The 24803-nt window shown below is 54.9% G+C and carries 22 protein-coding genes and 1 other annotated feature; of the genes, 4 read left to right on the forward strand and 18 right to left on the reverse strand.

What is annotated here, in order from left to right; translation table 11 throughout:
* Positions 1-31 precede the first annotated feature (31 nt).
* The 8 genes from aspS to secD all read right to left on the reverse strand — a co-directional run bounded on the left by aspS (position 32) and on the right by secD (position 11361).
* Positions 32-1804, reverse strand: a complete 1773-nt coding sequence (gene aspS / locus KNP80_RS04645) for an aspartate--tRNA ligase (RefSeq protein ID WP_214833823.1) — start codon at positions 1802-1804, stop codon at positions 32-34.
* Positions 1801-3081, reverse strand: coding sequence for a histidine--tRNA ligase (gene hisS / locus KNP80_RS04650; RefSeq protein WP_214833826.1), 1281 nt, complete (start codon positions 3079-3081; stop codon positions 1801-1803). The genes aspS and hisS overlap by 4 nt, the downstream gene beginning before the upstream one ends.
* A 39-nt stretch (positions 3082-3120) precedes the next feature.
* Positions 3121-3356: a binding site (T-box leader), on the reverse strand.
* A 38-nt stretch (positions 3357-3394) separates the two neighbouring features.
* Positions 3395-3838: a D-aminoacyl-tRNA deacylase gene (dtd, locus tag KNP80_RS04655; RefSeq protein WP_138859728.1), complete on the reverse strand. Its 444-nt coding sequence runs from the start codon at positions 3836-3838 to the stop codon at positions 3395-3397.
* A gap of 16 nt (positions 3839-3854) precedes the next feature.
* Positions 3855-5987: a RelA/SpoT family protein gene (locus KNP80_RS04660; RefSeq protein WP_483297738.1), complete on the reverse strand. Its 2133-nt coding sequence runs from the start codon at positions 5985-5987 to the stop codon at positions 3855-3857.
* A 246-nt stretch (positions 5988-6233) separates the two neighbouring features.
* Positions 6234-6752 carry an adenine phosphoribosyltransferase gene (locus KNP80_RS04665; RefSeq protein WP_021066904.1) on the reverse strand — a complete coding sequence of 173 codons (519 nt, stop codon included), beginning with the start codon at positions 6750-6752 and terminating at the stop codon, positions 6234-6236.
* A 1-nt stretch (position 6753) separates the two neighbouring features.
* On the reverse strand, positions 6754-9045 hold the full coding sequence (recJ, locus tag KNP80_RS04670) for a single-stranded-DNA-specific exonuclease RecJ (RefSeq protein ID WP_214833832.1): 2292 nt from the start codon (positions 9043-9045) through the stop codon (positions 6754-6756).
* A 101-nt stretch (positions 9046-9146) separates the two neighbouring features.
* A complete protein-coding gene (gene secF / locus KNP80_RS04675) occupies positions 9147-10070 on the reverse strand; it encodes a protein translocase subunit SecF (protein ID WP_214833835.1) in 924 nt (307 codons plus the stop codon).
* On the reverse strand, positions 10060-11361 hold the full coding sequence (secD, locus tag KNP80_RS04680; RefSeq protein ID WP_131471102.1) for a protein translocase subunit SecD: 1302 nt from the start codon (positions 11359-11361) through the stop codon (positions 10060-10062). The genes secF and secD overlap by 11 nt, the downstream gene beginning before the upstream one ends.
* A 218-nt stretch (positions 11362-11579) precedes the next feature.
* On the opposite strand from secD, the gene zupT reads away from it, so the two are divergent.
* Positions 11580-12434, forward strand: a complete 855-nt coding sequence (zupT, locus tag KNP80_RS04685) for a zinc transporter ZupT (RefSeq protein ID WP_214833838.1) — start codon at positions 11580-11582, stop codon at positions 12432-12434.
* Positions 12435-12549: 115 nt separating this feature from the next.
* Here zupT and KNP80_RS04690 read toward each other — a convergent pair whose 3' ends face one another.
* From KNP80_RS04690 to KNP80_RS04735, 10 genes are all read right to left on the reverse strand, one after another.
* Entirely contained in the window at positions 12550-12846 is a 297-nt protein-coding gene (locus tag KNP80_RS04690; RefSeq protein WP_214833841.1) for a hypothetical protein, read from the reverse strand.
* A 2-nt stretch (positions 12847-12848) separates the two neighbouring features.
* Positions 12849-14633, reverse strand: coding sequence for a methyl-accepting chemotaxis protein (locus KNP80_RS04695; protein ID WP_214833844.1), 1785 nt, complete (start codon positions 14631-14633; stop codon positions 12849-12851).
* Positions 14634-14819: 186 nt separating this feature from the next.
* A complete protein-coding gene (yajC, locus tag KNP80_RS04700; RefSeq protein WP_021066898.1) occupies positions 14820-15098 on the reverse strand; it encodes a preprotein translocase subunit YajC in 279 nt (92 codons plus the stop codon).
* 83 nt (positions 15099-15181) lie between these two features.
* Entirely contained in the window at positions 15182-16327 is a 1146-nt protein-coding gene (tgt, locus tag KNP80_RS04705) for a tRNA guanosine(34) transglycosylase Tgt (RefSeq protein ID WP_021066897.1), read from the reverse strand.
* The gene (gene queA, locus KNP80_RS04710; RefSeq protein ID WP_214833920.1) at positions 16324-17367 is read right to left on the reverse strand and encodes a tRNA preQ1(34) S-adenosylmethionine ribosyltransferase-isomerase QueA; all 1044 of its coding nucleotides are present in this window, start codon (positions 17365-17367) and stop codon (positions 16324-16326) included. The genes tgt and queA overlap by 4 nt, the downstream gene beginning before the upstream one ends.
* Positions 17368-17387: 20 nt before the next feature.
* Complete coding sequence (ruvB, locus tag KNP80_RS04715; RefSeq protein WP_021066895.1) at positions 17388-18383, reverse strand: Holliday junction branch migration DNA helicase RuvB; 996 nt, start codon at positions 18381-18383, stop codon at positions 17388-17390.
* Between the two features lie 10 nt (positions 18384-18393).
* A complete protein-coding gene (ruvA, locus tag KNP80_RS04720) occupies positions 18394-18981 on the reverse strand; it encodes a Holliday junction branch migration protein RuvA (RefSeq protein ID WP_021066894.1) in 588 nt (195 codons plus the stop codon).
* A gap of 83 nt (positions 18982-19064) precedes the next feature.
* A complete protein-coding gene (gene nadA, locus KNP80_RS04725; protein WP_214833847.1) occupies positions 19065-20144 on the reverse strand; it encodes a quinolinate synthase NadA in 1080 nt (359 codons plus the stop codon).
* On the reverse strand, positions 20107-20976 hold the full coding sequence (nadC, locus tag KNP80_RS04730) for a carboxylating nicotinate-nucleotide diphosphorylase (RefSeq protein WP_214833850.1): 870 nt from the start codon (positions 20974-20976) through the stop codon (positions 20107-20109). Before nadC ends, nadA begins: the two co-directional genes overlap by 38 nt.
* Positions 20930-22363: an L-aspartate oxidase gene (locus tag KNP80_RS04735; protein ID WP_214833853.1), complete on the reverse strand. Its 1434-nt coding sequence runs from the start codon at positions 22361-22363 to the stop codon at positions 20930-20932. Before KNP80_RS04735 ends, nadC begins: the two co-directional genes overlap by 47 nt.
* 96 nt (positions 22364-22459) lie before the next feature.
* Here KNP80_RS04735 and KNP80_RS04740 point away from each other — a divergent pair, with 96 nt between their 5' ends.
* The 3 genes from KNP80_RS04740 to KNP80_RS04750 are packed head-to-tail and all read left to right on the forward strand — an operon-like array spanning position 22460 to position 24793.
* On the forward strand, positions 22460-23590 hold the full coding sequence (locus KNP80_RS04740) for a cysteine desulfurase family protein (protein WP_214833856.1): 1131 nt from the start codon (positions 22460-22462) through the stop codon (positions 23588-23590).
* Positions 23568-24107 (forward strand): transcription repressor NadR, encoded by a 540-nt coding sequence (locus KNP80_RS04745; RefSeq protein ID WP_214833859.1) that lies wholly within the window; start codon positions 23568-23570, stop codon positions 24105-24107. Before KNP80_RS04740 ends, KNP80_RS04745 begins: the two co-directional genes overlap by 23 nt.
* A gap of 14 nt (positions 24108-24121) precedes the next feature.
* Positions 24122-24793, forward strand: coding sequence for a DedA family protein (locus tag KNP80_RS04750; protein WP_353047968.1), 672 nt, complete (start codon positions 24122-24124; stop codon positions 24791-24793).
* Positions 24794-24803: the final 10 nt, after the last annotated feature.

Genomic DNA, 24803 nt, shown 5'->3' on the forward strand with positions numbered 1-24803 from the left:
GGTTCGCCGCGGCGAACCTCCTTTTGATTGCTTATTTCTTCTCTTTCAATGCGGTACGAATCGACAACTCCTCGAGTTGTGCATCCGCGACCGGGCTTGGTGCTTGTGTGAGCAAGTCGCTCGCCGACGCCGTTTTCGGGAAGGCAATCGTGTCACGAAGGTTCGAACGACCCGCGAGGATCATGACGAGACGGTCGAGACCGAGGGCGATACCTGCGTGCGGCGGTGTACCGTATTCGAACGCTTCGAGCAAGAAGCCGAACTGGTCGACCGCTTCTTGTTCTGTGAAGCCGAGCAATTTGAACATGCGCTCTTGAATGTCGCGCTCATAAATCCGTTGCGAGCCGCCGCCGAGCTCATACCCGTTCAAGACGAGGTCATAGGCGAGTGCGCGTACGCTCGCTGGGTCCGTCTCAAGCAAGTGGAGGTCTTCACGGTTTGGCATCGTGAACGGGTGGTGGTTGGCATAGAAACGGCCGTCTTCTTCTTCGAACGTGACGAGCGGGAAGTCCGTCACCCAAAGGAAGTTGAACTTCGACTCGTCGATGAGCCCGAGCTCATGACCGAGCTTGACGCGAAGCGCGCCGAGGCTGTCGGCGACGACAGTCGGTTTTGACGCCACGAAGAGGAGCAGGTCGCCCGCTTCCGCGTTCGTCGCTTCCATCAACTTCTGGGCGTACGTCTCATCGAAGAACTTGGCGATCGGTCCGTTCAAGCCTTCTGGCGTCACTTTGAGCCAAGCGAGGCCTTTCGCGCCGTAGACGGCCGTGAATTCTTGAAGCTTGTCGATATCTTTACGCGAGAACTTGTCCGCCTCGCCTTTGACGTTGATTGCTTTGACTTGTCCGTTCGACTCGAGCGCCATGTCGAACACTTTGAAGCCGGCCCCTGTGACGGCGTCCGCGACGTCGATCAGTTCAAGACCGAAACGTGTGTCCGGTTTGTCTGAACCGAAACGGCGCATCGCTTCTTCGTGTGTCATCCGTTCGAACTTGGCTGGCGTGTCGGTGCGACCGAGCGTCGCTTCCATGACTTGCGCCATCATCGATTCCATCATCGCCATCAAGTCTTCAACGTCCATGAAGCTCGTCTCGATATCGACTTGTGTGAATTCCGGTTGACGGTCGGCCCGAAGGTCTTCGTCACGGAAGCAGCGTGCGATTTGGAAGTAACGGTCGAACCCGGCCACCATGAGGAGCTGCTTGAACAACTGCGGTGATTGCGGGAGCGCGTAGAATTCGCCGCCGTGGACACGGCTTGGGACGAGATAGTCACGCGCGCCTTCTGGTGTCGACTTCGTCAAGATCGGCGTCTCGACTTCGAGGAACTCCTCTTCCGTCAAGAAGTTACGGATCGTGTTCGACGCCTTCGAGCGGAGACGGAACGTCTCTTGGAGCGCTGGACGACGGAGGTCGAGGTAACGGTATTTGAGACGGAGGTCTTCCGATACGTTCTCGGCCTCGTCACCGATTGGAATCGGCGTCATCTTCGCCGCGTTCAAGATGTTGATTTCAGAGGCGATGACTTCGATGTTCCCGGTCGGCATATTCGGATTCTTGTTCTCACGTTCGAGGACAGTTCCCTTAATATCAAGTACGTATTCGCTGCGGATCGACTCGGCGAGCTTGTGCACCGCTTCGTTTTCTGGGCGAACGACGACTTGGACGATGCCTGTGCGGTCACGAAGGTCGATGAAGATGAGGCCTCCGAGGTCGCGACGTTTTTGTACCCATCCTTTAAGTTGTACGTCTTGGCCGATGAGTGATTCTGTCACGCGGCCGTTCATATGTGTGCGTCCAATCATTGTCCTGCTCCTTCCGATAGTTCACGAATTTTGTCTGCGACAGCCGATAGCGGCACGTCGACTTGTTCCCCGGTCGCCATGACCTTGAGGGAAGCCGATCCGCGCTCGACTTCATCGTCTCCGAGGATGACGGTGAACTTCGCGTTCAAGCGGTCGGCTTGTTTGAATTGTCCTTTGAACTTGCGGCCGAGATAGTCACGGTCCGCCTTGAAGCCTTCGATGCGAAGCAGTTGCAACAGGCGTGTCGCCGTCACTTCGACTTCTGATCCGCCTTGGGCGACGACGAAGACGTCAAGTCCCGTCTCGAGCGCTGGGAGCACCCCTTCGTTCTCGAGAGCGAGGATAAGACGCTCGATCCCGATCCCGAAACCGATGCCCGGCATGTCCGGTCCACCGATGTCTTGGACGAGACCGTTATAGCGTCCACCGCCGCATAGCGTCGTGATGGCGCCGAAGCCTTCTGCCTCTGACATAATCTCGAACGCTGTGTGCGTATAGTAGTCGAGTCCGCGGACGAGCGTCGGGTCAACCACGTAGGCGACACCGAGCGCGTCCAAGTGTGCGAGGACTTTCTCGAAGTACGTCTTCGACTCTTCGTTCAAGAAGTCGAGAATCGACGGCGCCGACTTCATCGACGGGTGGTCGCGGTCGACTTTACAGTCGAGGACGCGAAGCGGGTTCTGGTGAAGCCGCGTCTGGCAATCTTGGCATAACTCGTCTTGGACCGGCTCGAAGTGACGGATGAGCGCTTCGCGGTGAGCGTTGCGGCTCTCGGCGTCACCGAGCGAGTTGACGACGACTTTGATTTTTTTGAGGCCGAACGATTTGTAAATCGTGTAGGCGAGGCTAATGACCTCGGCGTCAACGGCCGGGTCGCTACTGCCGATCGCCTCGACACCGTATTGGTGCAGTTGGCGGAACCGTCCTTTTTGTGGACGTTCGTAGCGGAACATCGGTCCCATGTAGTACAGTTTCGTCGGCTGGTCAGGGCTACCGAACAGCTTGTTCGTGACGAAGGCGCGGACGACCGAGGCCGTCCCTTCCGGACGGAGCGTATACTCGTCCTTGCCTTTCTTTACGAGTGTGAACATCTCTTTTTGGACGATGTCCGTCGTCTCGCCGACGCTTCTTGTGAATAGGTCGGTCGTTTCAAAAATCGGGGTACGAATCTCTTTATAGTTGTAACGGGCGCTGATGTCGCGTAGTTTCTCTTCGACATACTGCCACGTCTCGACCGTGCCCGGAAGCAGGTCTTGTGTGCCGCGTGGTGCTTTCATCCAATTTCCCTCCTTAGAATACAAAAAGGCCCTCGTCCGCAAAGGGACGAGAGCCTGTTAAAGTTTCCCGTGGTACCACCCTCGTTGCAGAGCCAATACTTGAAACTCTGCCACTCGAAATCGGTTAACGCCCGATGAAACGGCTCCCCCTACTAAGCGTTCAAGGAAGCACCTCCAAAGTGTCGTTCGGGTCATCATCCAGTCGATGCTTTCAGCCTAGGCATCGCTCTCTTTGCTGGTGGGGTGACCGTACTCTTCTTTATCGCAGGTGTTAGGTTATATGGTTCATGATGCCGAATCGTGCCCGCTTCTGTCAAGCGTTTTTTTCGAGCATGAGCGTGACCGGTCCGTCATTGACGAGCGCGACGTCCATCATCGCCCCGAACTGCCCGGTCTCGACGACGAGCCCGTGCGTCCGCAAACGATCGTTGAATTTCTCGTAAAGCCGTTCCGCGATGTCCGGCTTCGCCGCTTGCGTGAACGCGGGACGACGGCCTTTCTGCGTGTCGCCGTACAGCGTGAACTGTGATACGGACAATACTTTCCCGTCGACGTCTTGAATCGATAGGTTCATCTTCTCGTCCGCGTCCTCAAAGACACGGAGCCCGGCCACCTTGTCGGCGAGCCAGTTTACTTCCGTCTCGGTGTCCTCGTGGGTCACCCCGACGAGGAGCAGATAGCCGGCCTCGATTTGGCCGACCGTCTCCGCGTCGACGGTGACCGAGGCTTGTTTCACTCGTTGCAACAATACACGCACTGAAATCTTCCTTTCGTTACGTCATCATGACTCGGCTGACCGAGTACACGTCCGAGATTTGCTTGATCCGGTCGACGACTTTTTGCAGATGGTTCACGTTCGGAATCGAGATTGTCATCGAGATGCGGGCCTGTTTGTTCTGGTCTCCGCGTCCACTCACGGCCACGATGTTCGTGTTCGTCGCCGAGACGGCTTGAAGCACGTCGTTCAAGAGCCCTGAACGGTCGTAGCCTGTGATCTCGATGTCAACGTTATAGTTTTTCTCTTTTGCTTGCCCGGCTTCCCACTCGACCGTGAGGAGCCGCTCCGGATGCTGCTCATTGATGATGTTCAAGCAGTCTTTCCGGTGAATCGACACGCCGCGTCCGCGCGTGATATACCCGACGATTTCGTCGCCCGGTACCGGGTTACAGCACCGGCTCATGCGGATGAGCATGTTGTCGATCCCTTTCACCGAGACGCCGGCCTCGGCCGTCTTCTTCTTCGGTGACTGACTGACTTTCAATTCGTTGATCGCGTCCGACAGCTCGAGTTTCGGTTCTTTCCGCTGCTTCTCCGTCAACTTGTGGGCGACTTGCGCCGCCGTGATGCCATGATACCCGACCGCGGCGTACATCTCTTCTTCGTTCCCGAAGTTGAACTTCTCGACGACGACGGCAAGCGACTGGTCATCGATCACTTCTTTCGGTTCGAAACCGAGCTTCTTGATTTCGACGTCGACGAGCTCTTTGCCTTTCTCGACGTTCTCTTCACGCTGTTGGCGCTTGAACCATTGGCGAATCTTGTTCTTCGCCTGGCTCGAGACGGCGAGTTTGAGCCAGTCCTTGCTCGGTCCATAGCTATGTTTCGACGTGATGATCTCGATGATGTCACCTGTCTCGAGTTTATGGTCGAGCGGCACCATCCGTCCGTTCACTTTCGCCCCCGTCATCCGGTGACCGATCTCGGTATGGATGCGGTAGGCGTAATCGATCGGGACCGAGCCTTTCGGTAACTCGAAGACGTCCCCTTTCGGTGTGAAGACGTAGAGCATATCGCTGAAGAAATCGACTTTGAGCGATTCCATGAACTCCTCGGCGTCAGTCGTATCTTTTTGTAGCTCTAAAATCTCGCGCAGATGGGCGATTTTTTCATCGAACCCGTTCGTCGCGACACTCTTTCCTTCTTTATAGGCCCAGTGCGCGGCAATTCCGAACTCGGCGATAAAGTGCATGTCCTTCGTGCGGATTTGCACTTCGAGCGGCTCACCCTTCGGTCCAATCACCGTCGTGTGGAGCGACTGATACATGTTCGGTTTCGGCATGGCGATATAATCCTTGAACCGGCCCGGCATCGGCTTGTATTGCGTGTGAATGATACCGAGGACGGCGTAGCAGTCACGAATCGAATCAACGATGATGCGGACCGCCATCAAGTCATAAATCTCATTGAACTCTTTCTTATGCTTCACCATCTTGTTGTAAATCGAGTAGATGTGCTTCGGACGACCGTTGACGTCGGCCTCGATGCTCACGTCCTCAAGGACGGTGTTCACTTCCGTGATGACCGAAGTGACGAGCGCTTCGCGTTCGGTCCGCTTCTGTTTCATCATCGAGACGATTTTATAGTATTGCTGCGGGTTGATATAACGTAACGAAATATCCTCGAGCTCCCATTTAATCGTCGAAATCCCCATCCGGTGGGCGAGCGGCGCGAAGATCTCGAGCGTCTCTTCCGCTTTTTGAACTTGCTTCTCTTTCGGCATATGTTGAAGCGTCCGCATGTTATGCAGACGGTCGGCGAGTTTGATCAAGATGACACGCACGTCTTCAGCCATCGCGAGAATCATCTTACGGTGATTCTCGGCGAGTTCTTCTTTTTTCGATTTATATTTGATTTTACCGAGCTTCGTCACACCGTCGACGAGCATGGCCACCTCGACCCCAAACTCGTCAGCGAGTTGTTTGAGCGTGATGTCCGTGTCTTCCACGACATCATGAAGAAGCGCACCGATAATCGTCGTCGCGTCTAACCCGATATCAACGAGAATACCGGCCACTTGGACCGGATGCAGAATGTAGGGTTCGCCGGAACGTCGGAACTGACCGGTATGATGCAGTTTTGCGTATTCGTAAGCGCGTCTCACTTCGGCAATCTCGTCTTCACCCATATACTCCCCGAGCGCGTCGAGAAGGTCCTCAATACTTACGATTTGTTTTTTGGTCATAACATTCGACACCCTTTTTCTTACCGCTCCAATCGACTTGGACTCGTCGCAGCATGGTAGTAGTTAACGTGCATGAGTAATGTAATTTTACTTACTATTATCGAAAAAATCTGACGACCTGTCAAAGGTTGTGGGTTATTTTCCTCAAAAACTATTCAAAAACGGGAAGCTAATCGCTTCCCGTCTAGGTCAATCTTCGTAACGGATGAGTGAGAACACGTCGTATCCTTCGAGACGCTCACGTCCACCAAGTCCATCAAGTTCAATTAAGAATCCAATCCCGGCAACGACGCCGCCGAGTTGTTCAATCATTTTGATTGTCGCTTCAATCGTGCCGCCTGTTGCGAGCAAGTCATCCAAGATGACGACTTGTTGGCCCGGTTTGATTGAATCTTTGTGCATCGTCAAAATGTCTGTGCCGTATTCGAGGCCGTATGCGACGCGAACTGTCTCACGTGGCAACTTGCCTTCTTTACGGACCGGGACGAACCCGAGTTCAAGTGCGTACGCTGCCGGGCAACCGACGACGAATCCGCGTGCTTCCGGACCAGCGATGAGTTCAGCACCACGCTCCTGGGCGTAAGCGATGAGCTCGTCGACCGCTTTTTTGTAAGCCGGTCCGTCTTGCATGAGTGACGTGATGTCCTTGAAGCTGATTCCTTCTTTCGGGTAATCCGCTACTTCTTTAATATGCTGTTTGAAATCCATTTTATGTGTAAGCCTCCTGCATCTTGTTCGATCGCAATGATTGTAACCGCTCTTTCAGTTCTGCCAATGACGCATAAATGAAACGCTCCTCGAGTTGGACTCGTCCGACCCGGCGCTTATAACATGGCGCTTCGGTCAAATCACGTTTCGGCGCTTCTGGATTCACTCCAGGCAGTCCGTCTTCCATTGTAACAAGAAATTCGAGTTCAGAGAATACTTGATGCATAAATTGAATCGTATTTTTTGACCATTTTCGTTCGATTGACAATCGAATCAAGTTTTCGCGCAGGTTTTTCCGTTCGCATGTCGCCATATGGACGTAGTATGTTCGGAAATCTTCTCGAGTCGGCAACTTCTCAAAAAACGAGCCGCCTTGTCCGAATGCACAATAGACGCGTTCGACGTCCTCTGTTAACAAGTTCGCCAATACGTCTTCCTCGTCCGGCAAATCGAGCAAGACGACGAACGGCTTGAGCGGAATGTCGAGATCATGAAGTGGGAAGTCGTCGCGACCTTGAAACGATATGAACGACGTCGTGTCGCCCGGCAGTCGTTTTAATTCGTCAAGCGAGTTTTTCTTACCTCGATAATCGAACACTTGAAATCCGTCGACACAGATGTCTTGAATCATAAGCTGCGGTTTACGCATCCCGTTCCATTCATTCACTTGCAAACTGCCCATGACCGAGACGTTTGCCATCTTCGAGATTTCAGAGACGACGTGACCGAAACCGAAGCCGATGCCATCAAGTTCCCGTTTGTCCCCGGCGAGCTGAACCTTCAAATGGGTGTTGTCGCGCCCGATTTGACGGATGTCGCGAAGTCTCGCGTCTGCCACGACGACACGCGGTGACGGATTGCCCATCCCGAACGGGGCGAGCTTGCCAATCTCCGAAATCAAGTCGAGCGACACATCGTTCACATCGAGCTTCAAGTCGACGTTGACGCGGGCGACGAACGTCTCGTCTGGAATCGATTCGGCTTGTTCGTTCAGACGACGGCGCAATTCGGCCACATTCTCCGATAACAGCGTCATCCCGGCTGCGGCCGGGTGGCCACCGAAGTGCGGCAAGATGTCTTCGTTCTTCGATAGTTCTTTGAACAAGTCGAAACCGTCGATTGAACGGCCCGATCCCTTCGCCTTCCCTGTTTTCGGGTCATGGCACAAGAGGATGACCGGACGATAATACGCCTCGACGAGCCGTGAGGCGACAATCCCGACGACGCCTGGGTTCCACCGTTCACTGGCGACGACGAGGACGCGGTCGTTCGTCATCGAGGCTTCGACAAGTTCTGTCGCTTCCTTGGCGATCGTCTTGACGATGTCTTGGCGTTCTTTATTCTGTTTGTCGAGCTTCTGGGCCAGTTCGAGCGCTTCCTCGACATTCTCGGCAAGCAACATCTGGAGCGCCGGCATCGCCGAGTCGAGACGACCAGCGGCGTTGATGCGCGGACCGAACGCGAACCCGACCGATTCCTCGTTCAATGTCCCGTCCGTCAACGCACACACTTCACGGAGCGCCAAAATACCCGGGCGTTTCGAATCATCGAGCGCCTTGAGTCCGAGCTTGGCGAGCAGACGGTTCTCCCCATCGAGCGGGACGAGGTCGGCGATCGTGCCGAGGACGGCCAAGTCGAGAAGCTCGTCCGGCATCCGGTCGAGCACGGCGTGCGCCACTTTGAGGGCGACGCCTGCCCCGGCGAGTTTGTCGTACGGATACGACGGGTCGATATGAGGATGGATGATAGCGAACGCATCCGGTAACGTCTCTTTCGGTTCGTGGTGGTCGGTGATAATCAAGTCGACCCCGAGCTCTTTTAAGAGCGCTGCTTCTTCAATCCCCGAGATGCCGCAGTCGACCGTGATGATGAGGGTGAACCCTTCACCAGCGGCCCAGCTGAACGCCTCTTTGTTCGGTCCATATCCTTCGGTGAACCGGTTCGGGATATAGCATTCCGCCATGACGCCAATCTCCGTCAAGGCGTGCCACATGACGGCCGAGGCGCTGACGCCATCGACGTCATAGTCGCCATAGATGAGCACCATCTCGCCTTCGTCGGCCGCCCGTTTCAAGCGTTCGACGACTTTTGGCATCTGTTCAAATAAAAACGGGTCGTGGAACGTCAATTCATCCTCGACGTATAAAAACGCCTTGGCCGCCTCGACGTCGCGGTGTCCCCGTTGTGTGAGGAGCGTCGCGAGCTGCTCCGATATATTCAATTCTGTCTGTAACTGTTCAACCGCCTCTGCATCCGTCTCCGGATACACCCAACGTTTCTTCGCATGATACATAATGCCTCACTCCAATCAATTGTAAATTATATCAGAACGAACGAGTGAAGTGCCGTCTTGACATTCAAAAAGGTCCCCCGATTGATTCGGGAGACCAGTGGTTACGCCTCTGGGGCAGCTGTTTTCTTTTTGTTGAGCGACATGCCTTTGATGAGCAACCAAAGGTATGAAGCGATGAAGATTGACGAGTACATCCCCATGACGAGACCGATCAAAAGAGCGAGCGCGAAACTTTGAATCGATTCGGCACCAAAGACATAGAGCGCCACGACTGTAAAAATAACTGTTATGACGGTATTAATGGACCGGACAATCGTCTCTTGAATCGCTTTGTTCACGAGCGTACGATATTCGTCCATCGACTTGATTTTCCGTTCTTTCTCATACGCTAGAATGTTCTCGCGCACCCGGTCGAACGTCACAATCGTGTCGTTGACCGAATACCCGATAATCGTCAAGATGGCGGCGACGAAGTACAAGTTGACTTCGATGCCAAAGATTGAGAACGCCACGAGCATGAAGAACGCATCGTGAAGCATGGCGACGACGGTCGCGACACCGTAGGAGAACTCGAAACGGAACGTGATATACAGGATAATCCCGAGCGAGGCGAGCGCGACGGCGTAAATCGCGTTACGAGCGATGTCTCGGCCGACTTCGGCTGAGACGGTACTGATGTTCGGGTCGTTCCCGAACGTCTCTGTGAATACAGTCTTCACCGATGCGACTTCCTCTTGGGTGAGCTGCCCGACGAACGTCACGTTCGCGAGCGTCCCGCCTTGCGCATATTGAACAGAAGAAATGTCTTCGTCCACGCCTGCCTCTGTGAAGGCGGCCGCTAACTCGTCTTGCGATACTTGCGACTCGGTCTGAACTTCGACACGCGTTCCAGATGCGAAGTCGATTCCGAGGTTCAACCCGCGGAATAACAAGATGCCGAGTCCGATGATGACGACGGCACATGAGATGAGGAACAACGTGCGCATCGGTTTAATATAGTTTAATTCAGTGAGCTTAAAGTTCACGGATTTCACTCTCCTTCACACCAAACCAGCCTTTGCGCTTGTCGAAGAGACGACTTGCGACGAGGAGGTGCATCAAATAGCGCGAGATGAAGACGTTCGAGATGAACGTCATCGCGATCGAGATCATGAGCATGAGCGCGAACCCTTTGACGGAACTCGTTCCGAAATAGAACAAGACCGCTGCCGAGATGAGCGTCGTCAAGTTGGCATCGATGATCGTACTGAGCGAGCGACGGTTACCGGCACGGAACGCCGATAGGACCGACTTCCCTGAGCGGAGTTCGTCTTTAATTCGCTCGGCCGTGATGATGTTGGCATCGACTGCCATACCGATACCGAGGACGAGACCGGCAATCCCCGGGAGCGTCAAGACGGCGTTAATCCCGTTAAAGAACAACATAATCAAATTGATATACAAAATGAGTGTGATGATCGAGACGAGACCGGGTAAACGATAGAAGAACAACATGAACAAGAAGATAGCGACGACACCGATGACCGAAGCGAACACGGTCTTCTCAAGTGCATCTTGACCGAATTGGGCCGAGACCGATGTCGAGTAAATCTCTTCAAGTTTGACCGGGAGTGCCCCGGCGTTCAAGATGTCAGCGAGACGTTGACCACTCTCGGCGTCGATATCCCCACCGGAGATGATGGCTTTATCCGAAAGAATCGGTCCGTTGACCGAAGCGTCCGAGACGATTTTCGAGTTCTCTTTTTGAATCTCTTCTTCGTACGAGTCACCTTCCTCATAATCGAGCCAGATGACAAGGCGGTTTTCCGGTGCCGGGCGCTGAGCAATCTCAGACGTCACTTCACCGAACTGTTCTGCCGATTGGAGCGTCAATTCAACGACCGGGTTGCCTTGCTGATCGTAGCTGATTGAGGCACCGCGCGGCGCGAGATCTTTTCCGTCGAGCAGGACGTTGTCATCGATGTCGCGGAACGTAAGCTGCGCCGTCGACGAGAGCACTTCTCGGGCATCGTTTTGGTTCGATACACCCGCGAGTTGGACACGGATCCGGTTATCATCCTCAATCCGAATGTCCGGTTCAGACACACCGAGCACGTTGACCCGGTTGTTGATAGCGCGAACGGTTGCATTCATCGCAGATTGATCGATGACATCGCCGTCTTCAAGCGGCTGGACTTCGTACAGCACTTCAAATCCGCCTTTGAGGTCAAGGCCAAGGTTCGTGTTCTTCACGACCCATGGTGTCGTCAAGACGGCGAGTAGGATCGTTGCAATCATGATGACCGCAAAGATCGCGATATTCCCTTTTTTGTACATACGACAAATTCCTTTCTAAACACATGTTCTCGTAAAAAAACTTCTCTCGTTAACATTACAAATATTCTAAACATTTATCAATCGTTTTCCTAAAATTGTAACACGGGAGCGTTGATTTCCCACGCTTTTTTGCGTATGCGACTAAAAGTTGCATTAGGGCAAAACTTGAGCTATGATGTGATTATCAACTTACACTACACGTAAAGGAGTCCTTTTCAATGGATAGCACGATTATCTATGCCTTTTTACTGACGTTGTTCGCTGGACTCGCGACGGGGATCGGAAGTATGATCGCCTTCTTCGCCAAACGGACCAATACAGCTTTCTTGTCGGTGTCCCTTGGCTTCTCAGGCGGGGTCATGATTTACGTATCCTTTATCGAGATTTTCCCAAAAGCGCTCGATGAACTCGTCGGCGCCCATGGCGAGCAGACCGGGACACTTTATACGGTCCTCGCGTTCTTCGGCGGTATGCTGTTGATCGCCTTGATCGACAAGTTCATCTCGACTCCCGAGAACCCGCATGAAGTCAAATTCGTCGAGACGATGCAAAACGACCCGTCGTCCCAAGAACTCGCGACGACGGCGACCGAACGCGTCCCATTGAATCACGAGACGAAACAGCGGCTTCATAAGATGGGAATCTTCATGGCACTCGCCATCACCATCCATAACTTCCCGGAAGGTTTGGCCACGTTCATCTCGGCTCTCGATGACCCGGCCGTCGGTTTAGCGATCGCCATCGCTATCGCACTGCACAACATTCCGGAAGGGATCGCCGTCTCGGTCCCGATTTACTACGCGACCGGCTCTCGGAAGAAGGCTTTGAAACTGTCCTTCTTGTCCGGACTCGCCGAACCGCTCGGAGCGGTCGTCGGTTTCCTGTTGTTGATGCCGTTCTTGAGTGACACGGTGTTCGGCCTCTTGTTCGCGGCCGTCGGCGGCATCATGGTGTTCATCTCGCTCGACGAGTTACTCCCAGCTGCCCGTGAATACGGACGGGCCCACCATGCGGTGTACGGCATGGTCGCCGGTATGATGGTCATGGCAGCCAGTCTGATTTTGTTAATGTAACGAACTGAGTAATTCGCGAAATTTTATGAGGCCGTGGACACGAATTGATTGTGTCCACGGCCTCTTTTTATAACTTAAGTTCAATTAGGTACAAAAATTATGAAATACAAATCTACTATTCCATGTTTTCACTTTTTATCATGCTTATCGCTTCTAACAAAGCGACTCCTGTCAGTAATGCTAACTTCTCACGACTTACTTGGTTATGTGCAATCCAGATTTGCGCCAACGATTCTCCGCAGCTTGCTCGGATCATTTCATCAGTCTTTTCGTCATTGGCAACTGTCAACAGGGCGGCTTCCACATCCTCATCTTCTGAGATATAACCCAAATCGATGGCAGCGTCATCTCGCTCTGCATCACTCGCCGTTTTATCAAGTAATATCTCAATCAATGCAAGTGTATGGTTCACCTTTAGACTTCTTGAGATGGTGAAGTCGACGTCTTAAACAAGTGGACGAGGTCTTTCAACTCGACCGACATATGACTCATCGTCTCGGCGATGCCGTTGATTTCTTGAATCGCGGCGAGTTGCTCTTCGACGTTCGCGCCCGCCTCTTCGACGCTTCGTTGCGTTGAGACGGCGTTCGTTGACATATCTTCGACCGAGACGGCGACCTCGGTCGTGTTCGCACTTACTTCTTCTGTCGCTGCCGCAATCTCACTCATTTGACGGGACGTCTCTTGAATGACGGTGACGATTTCACGGAACGCACCGGCGACTTCGCCCATTTGGATCACACCGCTTGTCACATGCTGGCTCGTGACATCGAACGCCGCCTCGACTTCCGACGTGTCGCGCTGAATATCGACGACGACCGCTTGAATCTGTTTTGCCGACTGTTTCGATTCTTCGGCCAGTTTTCTGACCTCGGCCGCGACGACGGCAAACCCTTTGCCGTGTTCCCCGGCCCGAGCCGCTTCAATCGCCGCGTTCAAGGCGAGCAGGTTCGTCTGTTCCGTGATGGCCGTGATGGAACGAGTGATTTTCTCAATCTCGAGCGATTGATTCGATAAGCGCTCGACCATCTGTTGCGTCAAGTCGTTCGCTTGTTGAATCTCCCGCATCTGCTGCTCGGCCAACTGAATTGTCTCCAGTCCCCCACTCGCCGCTTCGAGTGTATGAATCGTCTGCTCGTTCACGCCTTGCGAGGCAGCGGCGATTTGGTTCAAGCCGACGACGGCTTGATTGACGCCGGACGTCCCTTCTTCGGCCCGTTTCGCCGACACTTGGGCGGCAAGGTTCATCTGTTCAAATAGACCGGCTACACCTTGCGTCGTCGTGGCGACGTGGTCCGTGCTAGCATACAGTTCTTCCGAGTAGGCCGTCACTTTGTCTGAGGCCGCCCCGACTTGACGAATCAAGCCGACAAGGTTGCGTTTCATATCGTTGAACGCCGTGACGAGGTCACCGAGCTCATCGTTCGAACCGACCTCGATATCACCCCCGGTCAAATCACCTTCGGCGACGACGCGCGCTTCGTTCACGAGTCGATTGATCGGCTTCAAGAACAACTTTTGGAGTGCTACTAATGAAAGTAGACCGACAGCGACGCCGATGATGCTGATGACAACCATCCAGATGATCGACTGCCCGGCACTCGCCTGGACCGCTTCCGACTCAGCTGCGAGCGCTTCGCCTTGATACGTGACGAGGTCGGTCACCGTCATCCGGACGCGATCCGTCGTCGGTGTCACGCTCGTATTGAGCACCGTCTTGTATCCGATCTCGTCTTGTTGTTGACGGAGGTCGATGACGCGCGCCATTTCCGTGTCGAGATGTTGATTGAACTTCTCAAGATCACCGATCCAGGCGATGACTTTCGAATCTGACGACGACTGCTTGAGCGTATCCATCAGTTCGTCACGTTTTGTCTGCGCCGCTTCGAGACTAATCAGTGTCTTCGGGTTCGAGACGAGCAGATAGTAGTTCAAATAACGCTCGGCATCGGTCACGGTCAACGCCAAATCTTCGGCGACGAGCATATCTTGGAGCCGCTCGTTCAAGACGCGGTCATACTCTGACGTCGCATTCTGTAATTGATACGAGCCGAGCGCACCGACGATCAATAAGGCGATCAGTGTCGGCACGAGCGCCATCGCCATCTTACGGCGCATCGACGAGCGTCCTTTCACGCGGTCAGGGCGACGTCGTACCTTCCAATTTTTGAGTGGGCGTAGCAATCGTTTCACATCCATGTCTTCTTCTCCTTCTTTCCAATTCTTCTCAACTTGACGATAATGCAAACGTTTTCACGATTCAATTTGATTTTTGGAAATAAGGTGGATGATTCATCGGATTGACGAAGTTTGTCAAAAATAAATCATTTTTCAAAGTATGACAAAAAAAAGACGCCTGACCAGGGATGGTCAGGCGTGGTTTGGTTACTCAGCGAATGATGAGTTGCCTTTTTTCGTCACTTCAGCAATCGCACTGCGATTGAACTTGAGGAGTGACTGGTCACATTTCAATGTGACTTGTGTGTCTTCGATTTGGTGGACGACGCCGTGAAGGCCGCCGATTGTTACGACGTGATCCCCACGCTCAAGCGCGTTTTGCATCGATTGTACTTCCTTCTGACGTTTCGTCTGCGGACGGATCAACAAGAAGTAGAACACGACGAAAATAAGGATCATCGGTAATAGTGCTACGAGAGTTTCCATGCGTAAAATTCACCCTTTCCTTCAATATCAGGTTCATTATACCGTGAAACTGAAACGTTGTCACATAATCGCTGTTAGAACAATTAGAAATTCTTGGCGTTTGGTTTGTTATACCCATATTCTTCGAAAAACTCTTCCTTGAAGTCCAAAAGACGGTCTTCGCGGATGGCTTGACGTACTTGACTCATCAAGTTCACGAGGAAGTGAAGGTTGTGTGTCGAACAGAGGTGGAGACCGAACATCTCGTCGGCACGAATCAAGTGGTGGACGTACGCACGTGAATAGTTCTTACACGTGTAGCAGTCGCACTTCTCGTCGATTGGGCCGAAGTCCGTCTTATGTTTCGCATGTTTGATCGTGACACGGCCTTTCGATGTCATGAGCGTCCCGTTGCGGGCGATTCGGGTCGGCAAGACGCAGTCGAACATGTCGATGCCGCGAATCGAGCCTTCGATCAACGCATCCGGTGAACCGACGCCCATCAAGTAGCGCGGCTTGTTCTCCGGCATGAACGGTGTCGTGAACTCGAGCGCGCGGTACATGACATCTTTCGGTTCGCCGACCGATAATCCACCGACGGCATAACCTGGGAAATCAAGCGAGACGAGGTCGGCCGCACTTTGACGACGGAGATCTTCGTACTCGCCGCCTTGGATGATACCGAACAATGCCTGGTCTTCCGGACGTTCGTGTGCCGCGAGGCAACGCTCAGCCCAACGGCTCGTCCGCTCGACCGATTTCTTCATGTACTCATGTGTCGCCGGGAACGGCGGGCACTCGTCGAACGCCATCATGATATCCGAACCGAGCGCGTTTTGAATCTCCATCGCTTTCTCCGGTGACAAGAACAACTTGTCGCCGTTCAAGTGGTTGCGGAAATGGACGCCTTCTTCTTGGATGTTGCGCAGATCGGCGAGCGAGAAGACCTGGAAGCCGCCCGAGTCCGTCAAAATCGCGCCGTCCCAGTTCATGAACTTATGAAGGCCGCCGGCTTGTTTGACGACTTCGTGTCCTGGGCGAATCCAAAGGTGATACGTGTTCGAGAGGATGATGTTCGCTCCCATCGCCTTGACTTGTTCCGGGGCCATCGTCTTGACGGTCGCCTGCGTGCCGACCGGCATGAAGACAGGTGTCTCGAACGAGCCGTGCGGCGTATGGACGATTCCGTGCCGCGCTCCCGTCTGTTTACATGTGTGGATATGTTCGTATGTGACTGCGTGTTTGGTCATTTGTTCTCTTCCTTCCTCGTGATGAGCATCGCGTCTCCAAAGCTGAAGAAGCGGTAACGTTCTTGTACCGCCGTGCGGTACGCGTTCAAGATGATGTCGCGCGACGCGAACGCCGAGACGAGCATGACGAGTGTCGACTTCGGCAGATGGAAGTTCGTGATCAGTCCATCAATCGCCTTCAACGCGACGCCTGGGTAGATAAAGATGTCCGTCCAGCCCGATGACTCGACGAAATCCCCATGGTCGCGCACGATTGTCTCGAGCGTCCGGGTCGATGTCGTCCCAACTGCGAAGACGCGTCCGTTATTTGCACGGATGTCACGGAGTGCCTCGGCCGAAGCGGCCGACAGCTCGAAATACTCACTGTGCATCGTGTGTTCTTCAATCGTATCCGCCGTGACGGGACGGAACGTACCGAGCCCGACGTGGAGCGTGAGCGGAATCAACTTGACGCCTTTCGCCTCTGCCGCTGCGAGCAGTTCTTCCGTGAAGTGAAGACCTGCCGTCGGTGCGGCCGCACTCCCGCGTTCACGGGCGTACACCGTCTGATAACGGTCTTGGTCGTCGAGCTGTTCACGGATGTAGGGCGGGAGCGGCATCGTGCCGAGCTCATCTAAAATCTCATAGAAGATACCGTCGTAATCGAACTTGAAGCGGCGTCCCCCTTCCGGCAGCTCTTCGACGCATTCGGCCCGGAGCAATCCGTTGCCGAACTCGACGATGGCGCCGACGCGGACTTTCTTCGCCGGTTTGACGAGCGCTTCCCAGACATCATCTTCCGTCTGCTTCAAAAGAAGAAGTTCGACTTTCCCGCCCGTCTCTTGCTTCGCCCCGAACAGTCGAGCCGGGAGCACGCGCGAGACGTTGACGACGAGGGCGTCGCCTGCCTGCAAATAGTCGAGCACGTCGCGGAAGTGACGATGCTCGATGTCGCCCGTGTCGCGGTCGAGGACGAGCAGTCGTGAGCTCGTCCGATCGAGGAGTGGTACTTGGGCGATCAGTTCTTCCGGTAAGTCAAAATCATAATCGTTTACGTTCAATTGAATGTCTTGCATATCGTTTACTCCTCTTCATAGCCAAAATGCGTCTTTGCGTACTGGGTGATCATGCGGCCGCGCGGCGTCCGTTGCAGGAAACCTTGTTGCAACAAGTACGGCTCATACACGTCCTCGATCGTTTGGGCATCCTCCCCAATCGTCGCGGCGAGCGTCTCGAGTCCGACCGGTCCACCGCCGAACCGTTCGACCATCGCCCGTAACAGCCGGTGGTCGACTTCATCGAGCCCGAGGGCGTCGACGTGTAACCGGTCGAGCGCGTCCGAGGCAAGCACCGGATCGATTTCTTTCGTTCCTGCCACTTGGGCGAAATCACGAACCCGGCGTAACAGCCGGTTGGCAATCCGCGGCGTTCCGCGTGCACGTTTCGCGATGGCACCGCTCGCCTCTGGTGAAATCGACAGGCGGAACAGTTGGGCCGTCCGACTGACGATGGCGGCGAGCTCATGCGTCTCGTAGTATTCGAGCTTTAAGGTGACACCAAAGCGGTCACGGAGCGGGGCCGACAACATGCCGGCCCGCGTCGTCGCGCCGACGAGCGTGAACGGTGGCAAGTCGATGCGGACGCTTCGCGCCATCTCGCCTTGTCCGTAGACGATGTCGAGACAGTAGTCCTCCATCGCCGGATAGAGAATCTCTTCGATCGTGCGGCTCAAGCGATGAATCTCATCGATGAACAGGACGTCGCCCGGTTCGAGCGTCGACAGAATCGCGGCCAGGTCTCCCGGACGTTCAATGGCCGGGCCGGCCGTCGTCTTGATACCGACGCCCATCTCATTGGCGATGATTTGGGCGAGCGTCGTCTTTCCGAGTCCCGGGGGACCGTAGAGGAGAACGTGGTCGAGCGTCTCGCTTCGTAGCTTCGCGGCTTGGATGAAGATCGACAAGTTACCTTTCGCCTTCTCCTGTCCGATATATTGCTCGAACTTTTGCGGACGCAAGCTCCACTCTTCAGAGTCTTCATATTGTTGATGGGATTGTGACAACAATCGTTCGTCCATGGTCTCCTCCTTATTTCAATAGCAATTGCAGGGCGCGCTTTATGTAAGCGTCTGTCGTCAATATTTCTGAATTCAGTTCCTTGCGGACACGGGTGATCTCACGCTCTGAGTAACCGAGCGCAACGAGCGCTTCGCACGCCTCGTCGAGTTCGGACGCGCCTTGGGCGAACAGTCCGGTGTTCGGCACGTAGTCCGGAGCGAGCTCGGATAATTTGCCTTTCAAGTCGAGCGCCATCTGTTTGGCCGTCTTCTTGCCGACTCCTGGGAACTTCATCAAATACTTCTCGTTCTCGGTCTCAATCGCGTCGATGAGCGCATCCATATCACCCGAGGCGACGATGGCGAGCGCGCCTTTCGGTCCGATGCCGTTGACGCCGAGCAGTTTATTGAACAGTTCGCGTTCACGACGTGAGCGGAAACCGTACAACGTCTGTTGGTCTTCACGCACGTAATGATGCGTAAACACGATTACATGTTCGTCTTGTTCACGATAAAAAAACGGGTTAGGCACATGTACTTTGTAGCCGACGCCCGAAACATCCAACGTTATATATTCCGCGCACACATAGGCGACGGAGCCTTTTACGAATTCAATCACGGTCATATCTCCTCTTCATGGGAAAACTGCATTCATTGTACCATAACCGTCGCCACGAAAAAAGGACAGGCGATTGCCTGTCCTTAGCGTGCGAGCATCCGCTCGAGGGCGAGTGTCGCCCACTTCGTCGTCTCTTCGTCGACGCGAATAATATTGACGGGATCGGTCTCGAGTGACTCGAGCGCCCAGAGCAAATGAGGCAAATCGATTCGGTTCATCGTCAAGCACGGGCACATGTACGGGTTGAGCGAATTGATGTCGAGCTCAGGGTGCGTCGCCGCAAGTCGATTGACCAAGTTCATCTCGGTGCCGACGGCCCACTTCGTCCCCGGCGCGCTCGCCTCGATTTGGTCGATGATATATGACGTCGACCCGGCCTCGTCCGCCGCCTGCACGACATCGAACGTGCACTCGGGATGGACGATGATGCGTCGTTCCGGGTCGTTCTTCCGTAACGCCTCGATTTGGGCGACGTTGAACTTCTCATGGACCGAGCAATGCCCTTTCCATAGAATGACGCGGACGTCCTCAATATCGCCTTCATAGACGAGTCGTTCCCGGAGCGGGTCCCAGACGGCCATCGCCTCGAGCGGCACGCCCAAGTCATATGCCGTGTTGCGTCCGAGATGCTGGTCCGGTAAGAACAAGATCCGTTCGCCCGCTTCGAGTGCCCAACGCACGATGTCATGGGCGTTCGACGACGTGACCGTCGCCCCGCCATGCTTGCCGACGAATGCCTTGATCGCCGCCGTCGAGTTGACGTATGTGATCGGGACGATACTGTTGCCGAACGTGTCCGTCAATTCTTCCCATGCGATTTCTGTTTGATCGATATCAGCCATGTCGGCCATCGAACACCCGGCCCGCATATCCGGTAAGATGACGAGCTGGTCGTCACGCGTCAACATGTCGGCCGTCTCGGCCATGAAGTGGACGCCGCAAAAGACGATGAATTCGGCCTCGTTCATCTGTTCGGCGAGCCGTGCGAGCTGGAGCGAATCTCCGGTCGCGTCCGCGAACTGGACGACCTCGTCCTTTTGATAATGGTGGGCCGGTAAAAACAGGCGGCTGCCGAGCCGTGCTTTAACGGCTTCAATCCGTTGTTCCATCTGTTCAACCGTCAAGTCAGCGTATAGCGCTGGCATCGTTCCGAGTAACTGCATATTTGATTCCTCCTACGAGATTTAAACTACAATCGAGTGCCGTCACCGAATGGGTCAACTGCCCGATTGAGATGACGTCGACGCCCGTACCGCGATACGAGGCGATCGTCTCGACCGTGATGCCGCCTGACGCTTCCGTCTTGATATGACTTGGGACGAGCGCACGCCACGCCTTCAGTTCTTCTGGCGTCCGGTTGTCGAACATGATGATGTCGGCGTCCGCCGCAATCGCCTCATGCAACTGTTCGAGCGTCTCGACCTCGACTTCAATCGGCGTCGTGTGGCCAGCAAGCATCCGGGCCCGGGCGACCGCGTTCGTGATCCCACCGAGTGCCGTGATGTGGTTGTCTTTAATCATGACGGCATCGTCGAGCCGGAGCCGGTGGTTCTTCCCACCACCCGAACGGACGGCATGCTTCTCGAGCATGCGGAGTCCAGGTGTCGTCTTGCGCGTATCCGTGACGGCAATCGTCGGGTCATTGAGCTGTTCGACGCAGCGCCGCGTCATCGTGGCGATCCCACTCAAATGTTGGATGAGGTTCAACAGCACCCGTTCCGTCTCGAGGAGCGTCCGTGTCTTGCCCCGTAACGTGAACAGTTCATCTCCAATCGAGACGACCGTGCCGTCGGGTTGGCATGACTCGACGACGAGCCGTTGCATCTGGGCCAGCTCCAGGACGACATCCATGCCACAGAACACCCCATCCATTTTGGCGGTGACCGTGGCGAATGACGTCTCGCGCTGATCAATCAGTCCGCTCGAGATATCGCCGAAGCCGATGTCCTCATGTAGAAATGCCGTCAGCTGTTCGCGCAAAGCGATCTTGTTCATAACCATCCTCCGTCCTCATCATGGCACGAGCCAAAAGCCGTGCCGCTTCTATACTCAATGTCTGTTCACTTAATTGTCTTGTCACGTGTTTCGTCCGTGGCAGTTGTTGGGTATTTTCTAAGAAACTTACGATTTTGCCGAGTTGCGGCGAGATTGTCAGCCATTCCCCAATCTGTTGCCGATAGCGGCCGAACAGATCATCTGAAACCTCAAATACGGTCGTCTCGTTCACTGTGAACGGCTTCTCCTCCAAAGTCATCGTCGCCGCCACCCGCTTTCCGAACACCCAGCATTCGAGTAACGAATTTGACGCCAGTCGATTTTTCCCGTGGACGCCCGAATCGGCGACCTCACCAACCGCATATAACCCAGCGACGGTCGTCCGCCCGTCTACGTCGACGTCCACACCACCCATATGAAAATGTAGTCCGGGCCGCACTGGGATCCGCGTCGCGTCGAGCCCATACATCCGGCACGTCTCGACGAGTTTCGGGAACCGTTCATCAATTCGCTCGACGCGACTCGTATCCAAGTAGACGGTGCCGTCATGACGCGTGAGTGACCGAGCGACCTCGTCCCTAGGGGCGAGGCTTCCGAGTGGATGGTGAGCCATCACGTGACGTCCTGACGCATCGACGAGCGTCGCGCCTGCTCCTCTTAACGCTTCCGTGACGAGGTGGGGCGAATCGACCGCGAGTAACGTCGGGTGGAATTGGATACGAGACAAGTTCTTGAGTCTCGCCCCGACCTCGTCCGCCAAGACGAGCCCGTCCCCCGTGACCGAGCGACAATTCGACGTCCAATCGATGAGTCCACCGATTCCCCCGGTCGCGAGGACGACGGCCCCGGCCTGAACGTGGAGGCGCGTCTCACCGTTGAAGCCGGTCGCCCCGCTCACACGGCCATCGCTTTTCGTCAACGTATCGATCAGGACATGCTCCATGACGGTCACGTTATCCGGCAATTGACGACGAAGCGTAGCCATCACGTGACGTCCGGTCTCGTCCCCGCCGACGTGAAAGATTCGATTCATGCCATGCGCCCCTTCACGTCCGACGGCGTACTCAGCACCCTCCCGGTCGAAGACGACACCGAAGCGCTCCAAATCGCGGATCGCGCTCCGTCCTTCTTCGACGAGTGTATAGACACGGTCGGGCACGGCTGCGAGTTTCGAGGCGACGAGCGTATCCCGCTCATGGTCGACACTCGACGGCTCCAAATACGAGCTCGCAATCCCGCCTTGGGCCAGATCTGAGTTCGCACTCGTCACTTCATGCTTGGCGACGAGCAGGACGTTCAACGTCCGGGGCAGATGGAGGGCGACCGTCACAGCGGCCAAACCGGCCCCGATAATCAACACATCGACCCGTTCAAACTGTAAAGACATATGTATATCACCTGTTTTTCATATGTAATGTTGACTTGTAAACTAGTTTCGCATAATTTTGTGAAGAAGACAACATAAGAAAAGGGGAACTTTACGATGAACCGTTACTTTGATTATGCGGCGACGCACCCGATGACAAAATCCGCCCTCGACCATTACGTCGCCATGGCGCGGAGCGTATACGGTAATCCGTCTTCCCTCCACACGCACGGATATATGGCCGAAGATTACTTGACCGAGGCAAGGCGTTTGGTGAAGCAGGCTCTCGGGCTCGACATGCTCCGCGGGAAGCTGCTCTTCACCGGGAGCGGTTCGGAGAGCAACTATATTGCGCTAACGAGTCTCCGTAAACGCATGAAAGGCAGTGAAGTCATCACGTCGTGGCAAGAGCACGACTCGGTCGCCCTCCTTCTCGACGAATGGGAAGCGGAAGGCGTGACCGTCCATCGCCTGAAACTGAAAGACGGTCGCTTCGACCAAGAGACGTTCACGCGTCTGCTCGACCGTGATATCGGGCTCGTGACGTTCCAGCACGTCAACTCCGATACCGGATGGACGCTGCCGCTCCACAACATCCTCTGCCAATTGAAATATAAGAAAGTGTTGCTCCACATCGACGGCGTCCAGGCGCTCGGCAAGATTCCTGTCTCGGTCGACGGGATTGACGCCTATTCGTTCAGCGCCCATAAGGTCGGCGGGCCAAAAGGCGTCGGCGGGCTCTATATGGAACGGCTGTTGCCGCCGCCCTACTATCCGGGGCACCACCAGTACGGAATCCGTCCCGGCACAATCGACGTCCCCGGCATCTGCGCGTTCGTCAAGGCGTTCACCGACCGGCACGAGGCACGGACACGTCATGAAAGAAATTTCCTTGTATTTCGTGCTATCTTGAAAGAGAAGACATCGTCTTACGTGGACTGGCTCGAGTTCGACCAGCAGAGTCCCGCCATCTTCTCGTTCGTGTCGAATCAGCGGGACGGACAATGGTGGATGACCGAACTTGACGGGCTCGGCTTCCAAGTCTCCGCAGGCTCGGCCTGTCGGGCCGGCCAGAACGGACCGAACCGGATGCTCGAGTCACTCGGCTATGAGACGAGCGCCTGCCACGGCCTCGTCCGCATTTCCTTCGGCGAAGACACGACCATCGAAGCCACGATGGCGCTCGCCGAAGCCATCGTCACTTTAGCAAGGAGAGTAGGATCCTATGAACAAACGCTTAGCCGGTGAAGAACGCCGGCGCACCTTATTGGAATTGATTGAACAGAGCAAGGAGCCGATCACCGGCTCCGAGCTCGCCCGGCTCGTCTCCGTCAGTCGGCAAGTCGTCGTCCAAGACTTGTCGCTCTTGAAGGCAAAAGGCCATCAAATCGTCGCGACGGCCCGCGGCTACGTCTATCTACTAGGCGAGTCGTCACCGTCCGCCTACACCCGTAAAATCGTCTGTCGTCACGAGGCCGAGGACATGGAAGCCGAAATGAACGCCATCGTCGACGAAGGCGTCACGATTCGGGACGTCATCATCGATCACCCGGTGTACGGTTCGTTGACGGGCCAGTTGATGGTGAAGAGCCGTCGCGACGTCCGTGCTTTCCTCGAACGGGTCGAGGCGAACCAGGCCGCCCCGCTGTCGCATTTGACGGGTGGCTTGCATATCCATACGCTCGAAGCCGATAGCGAAGACGCGATCGATGCCGCCGTCTCGGAACTCGAGCGGCTCGGCGTCCTCGTCTCCGAGCTCGACTAAGATGTCACAAATACGTGACATCTTTTCTTTTGCTTTCGGCCGATGTCCGTTATACTGATGGATGGAACGAAGACCGTACAAAATTTGGAAAGGAGGGAGTCGTCATCTGGCATTTCCTCGAACAAATCCTGCTCGGCTGCGGCGTCTTTAGCGTCCCGCTCGGCATCTTCATCCAATTCATCCCGAACGAGCTCGTGCTCGCTTACGGGGGCCACTTGATCGGCTCCCTCGATACATCGTTCCTATTCGTTTTCCTCCTCGCGTGGTCGGCGTTCGTCCTCAGTCAAATCGTTCTCTATTGGATTGGCCGTTATGGCGGTCGGCCCGTCGCGCTCCGGCTCTATCGCTCGTTTCGTATCAGCGAGATGAAGCAACAACGCGCCGAGACGTGGTTCGAGACGTACGGGGCGTGGATCGTCTGCCTGAGCGTCGTCTGGCGTCAACTGTTCGCCATCAGTGCCGGCGTCATGAAACTGTCATTCAAAAAGTTTGTGACGGTGACCATCATCGCCTTCGGTGTCTGGTCATTCCTATTTATCAAGCTCGGGATGATGCTTGGTGAGAACTGGCGTCATATCGGTGACATCACTCACGGTTTCCTGCCGTACCTGATTGCCGGCATCGGACTGTTCATGCTCATTCGTTATCTTCGCGCGAATCCGCACCTATTTAAAAAGTCAGCCTGAGCCGATCGGC

The organism is Exiguobacterium sp. E4787, assembly GCF_018618375.1.
Taxonomy (GTDB): Bacteria; Bacillota; Bacilli; order Exiguobacteriales; family Exiguobacteriaceae; genus Exiguobacterium; species Exiguobacterium chiriqhucha.

Bases quoted from the DNA above. Each gene is read 5' to 3' on its own strand.
- aspS (WP_214833823.1), bottom strand. From the start codon at position 1,804: ATGATTGGACGCACACATATGAACGGCCGCGTGACAGAATCACTCATC.
- hisS (WP_214833826.1), bottom strand. From the start codon at position 3,081: ATGAAAGCACCACGCGGCACACAAGACCTGCTTCCGGGCACGGTCGAG.
- KNP80_RS04660 (WP_483297738.1), bottom strand. From the start codon at position 5,987: ATGGGTGAAGACGAGATTGCCGAAGTGAGACGCGCTTACGAATACGCA.
- KNP80_RS04665 (WP_021066904.1), bottom strand. From the start codon at position 6,752: ATGGATTTCAAACAGCATATTAAAGAAGTAGCGGATTACCCGAAAGAA.
- recJ (WP_214833832.1), bottom strand. From the start codon at position 9,045: ATGTATCATGCGAAGAAACGTTGGGTGTATCCGGAGACGGATGCAGAG.
- secD (WP_131471102.1), bottom strand. From the start codon at position 11,361: ATGTACAAAAAAGGGAATATCGCGATCTTTGCGGTCATCATGATTGCA.
- zupT (WP_214833838.1), top strand. From the start codon at position 11,580: ATGGATAGCACGATTATCTATGCCTTTTTACTGACGTTGTTCGCTGGA.
- KNP80_RS04695 (WP_214833844.1), bottom strand. From the start codon at position 14,633: ATGGATGTGAAACGATTGCTACGCCCACTCAAAAATTGGAAGGTACGA.
- yajC (WP_021066898.1), bottom strand. From the start codon at position 15,098: ATGGAAACTCTCGTAGCACTATTACCGATGATCCTTATTTTCGTCGTG.
- tgt (WP_021066897.1), bottom strand. From the start codon at position 16,327: ATGACCAAACACGCAGTCACATACGAACATATCCACACATGTAAACAG.
- ruvB (WP_021066895.1), bottom strand. From the start codon at position 18,383: ATGGACGAACGATTGTTGTCACAATCCCATCAACAATATGAAGACTCT.
- nadA (WP_214833847.1), bottom strand. From the start codon at position 20,144: ATGCAGTTACTCGGAACGATGCCAGCGCTATACGCTGACTTGACGGTT.
- nadC (WP_214833850.1), bottom strand. From the start codon at position 20,976: ATGAACAAGATCGCTTTGCGCGAACAGCTGACGGCATTTCTACATGAG.
- KNP80_RS04735 (WP_214833853.1), bottom strand. From the start codon at position 22,363: ATGTCTTTACAGTTTGAACGGGTCGATGTGTTGATTATCGGGGCCGGT.
- KNP80_RS04740 (WP_214833856.1), top strand. From the start codon at position 22,460: ATGAACCGTTACTTTGATTATGCGGCGACGCACCCGATGACAAAATCC.
- KNP80_RS04745 (WP_214833859.1), top strand. From the start codon at position 23,568: ATGAACAAACGCTTAGCCGGTGAAGAACGCCGGCGCACCTTATTGGAA.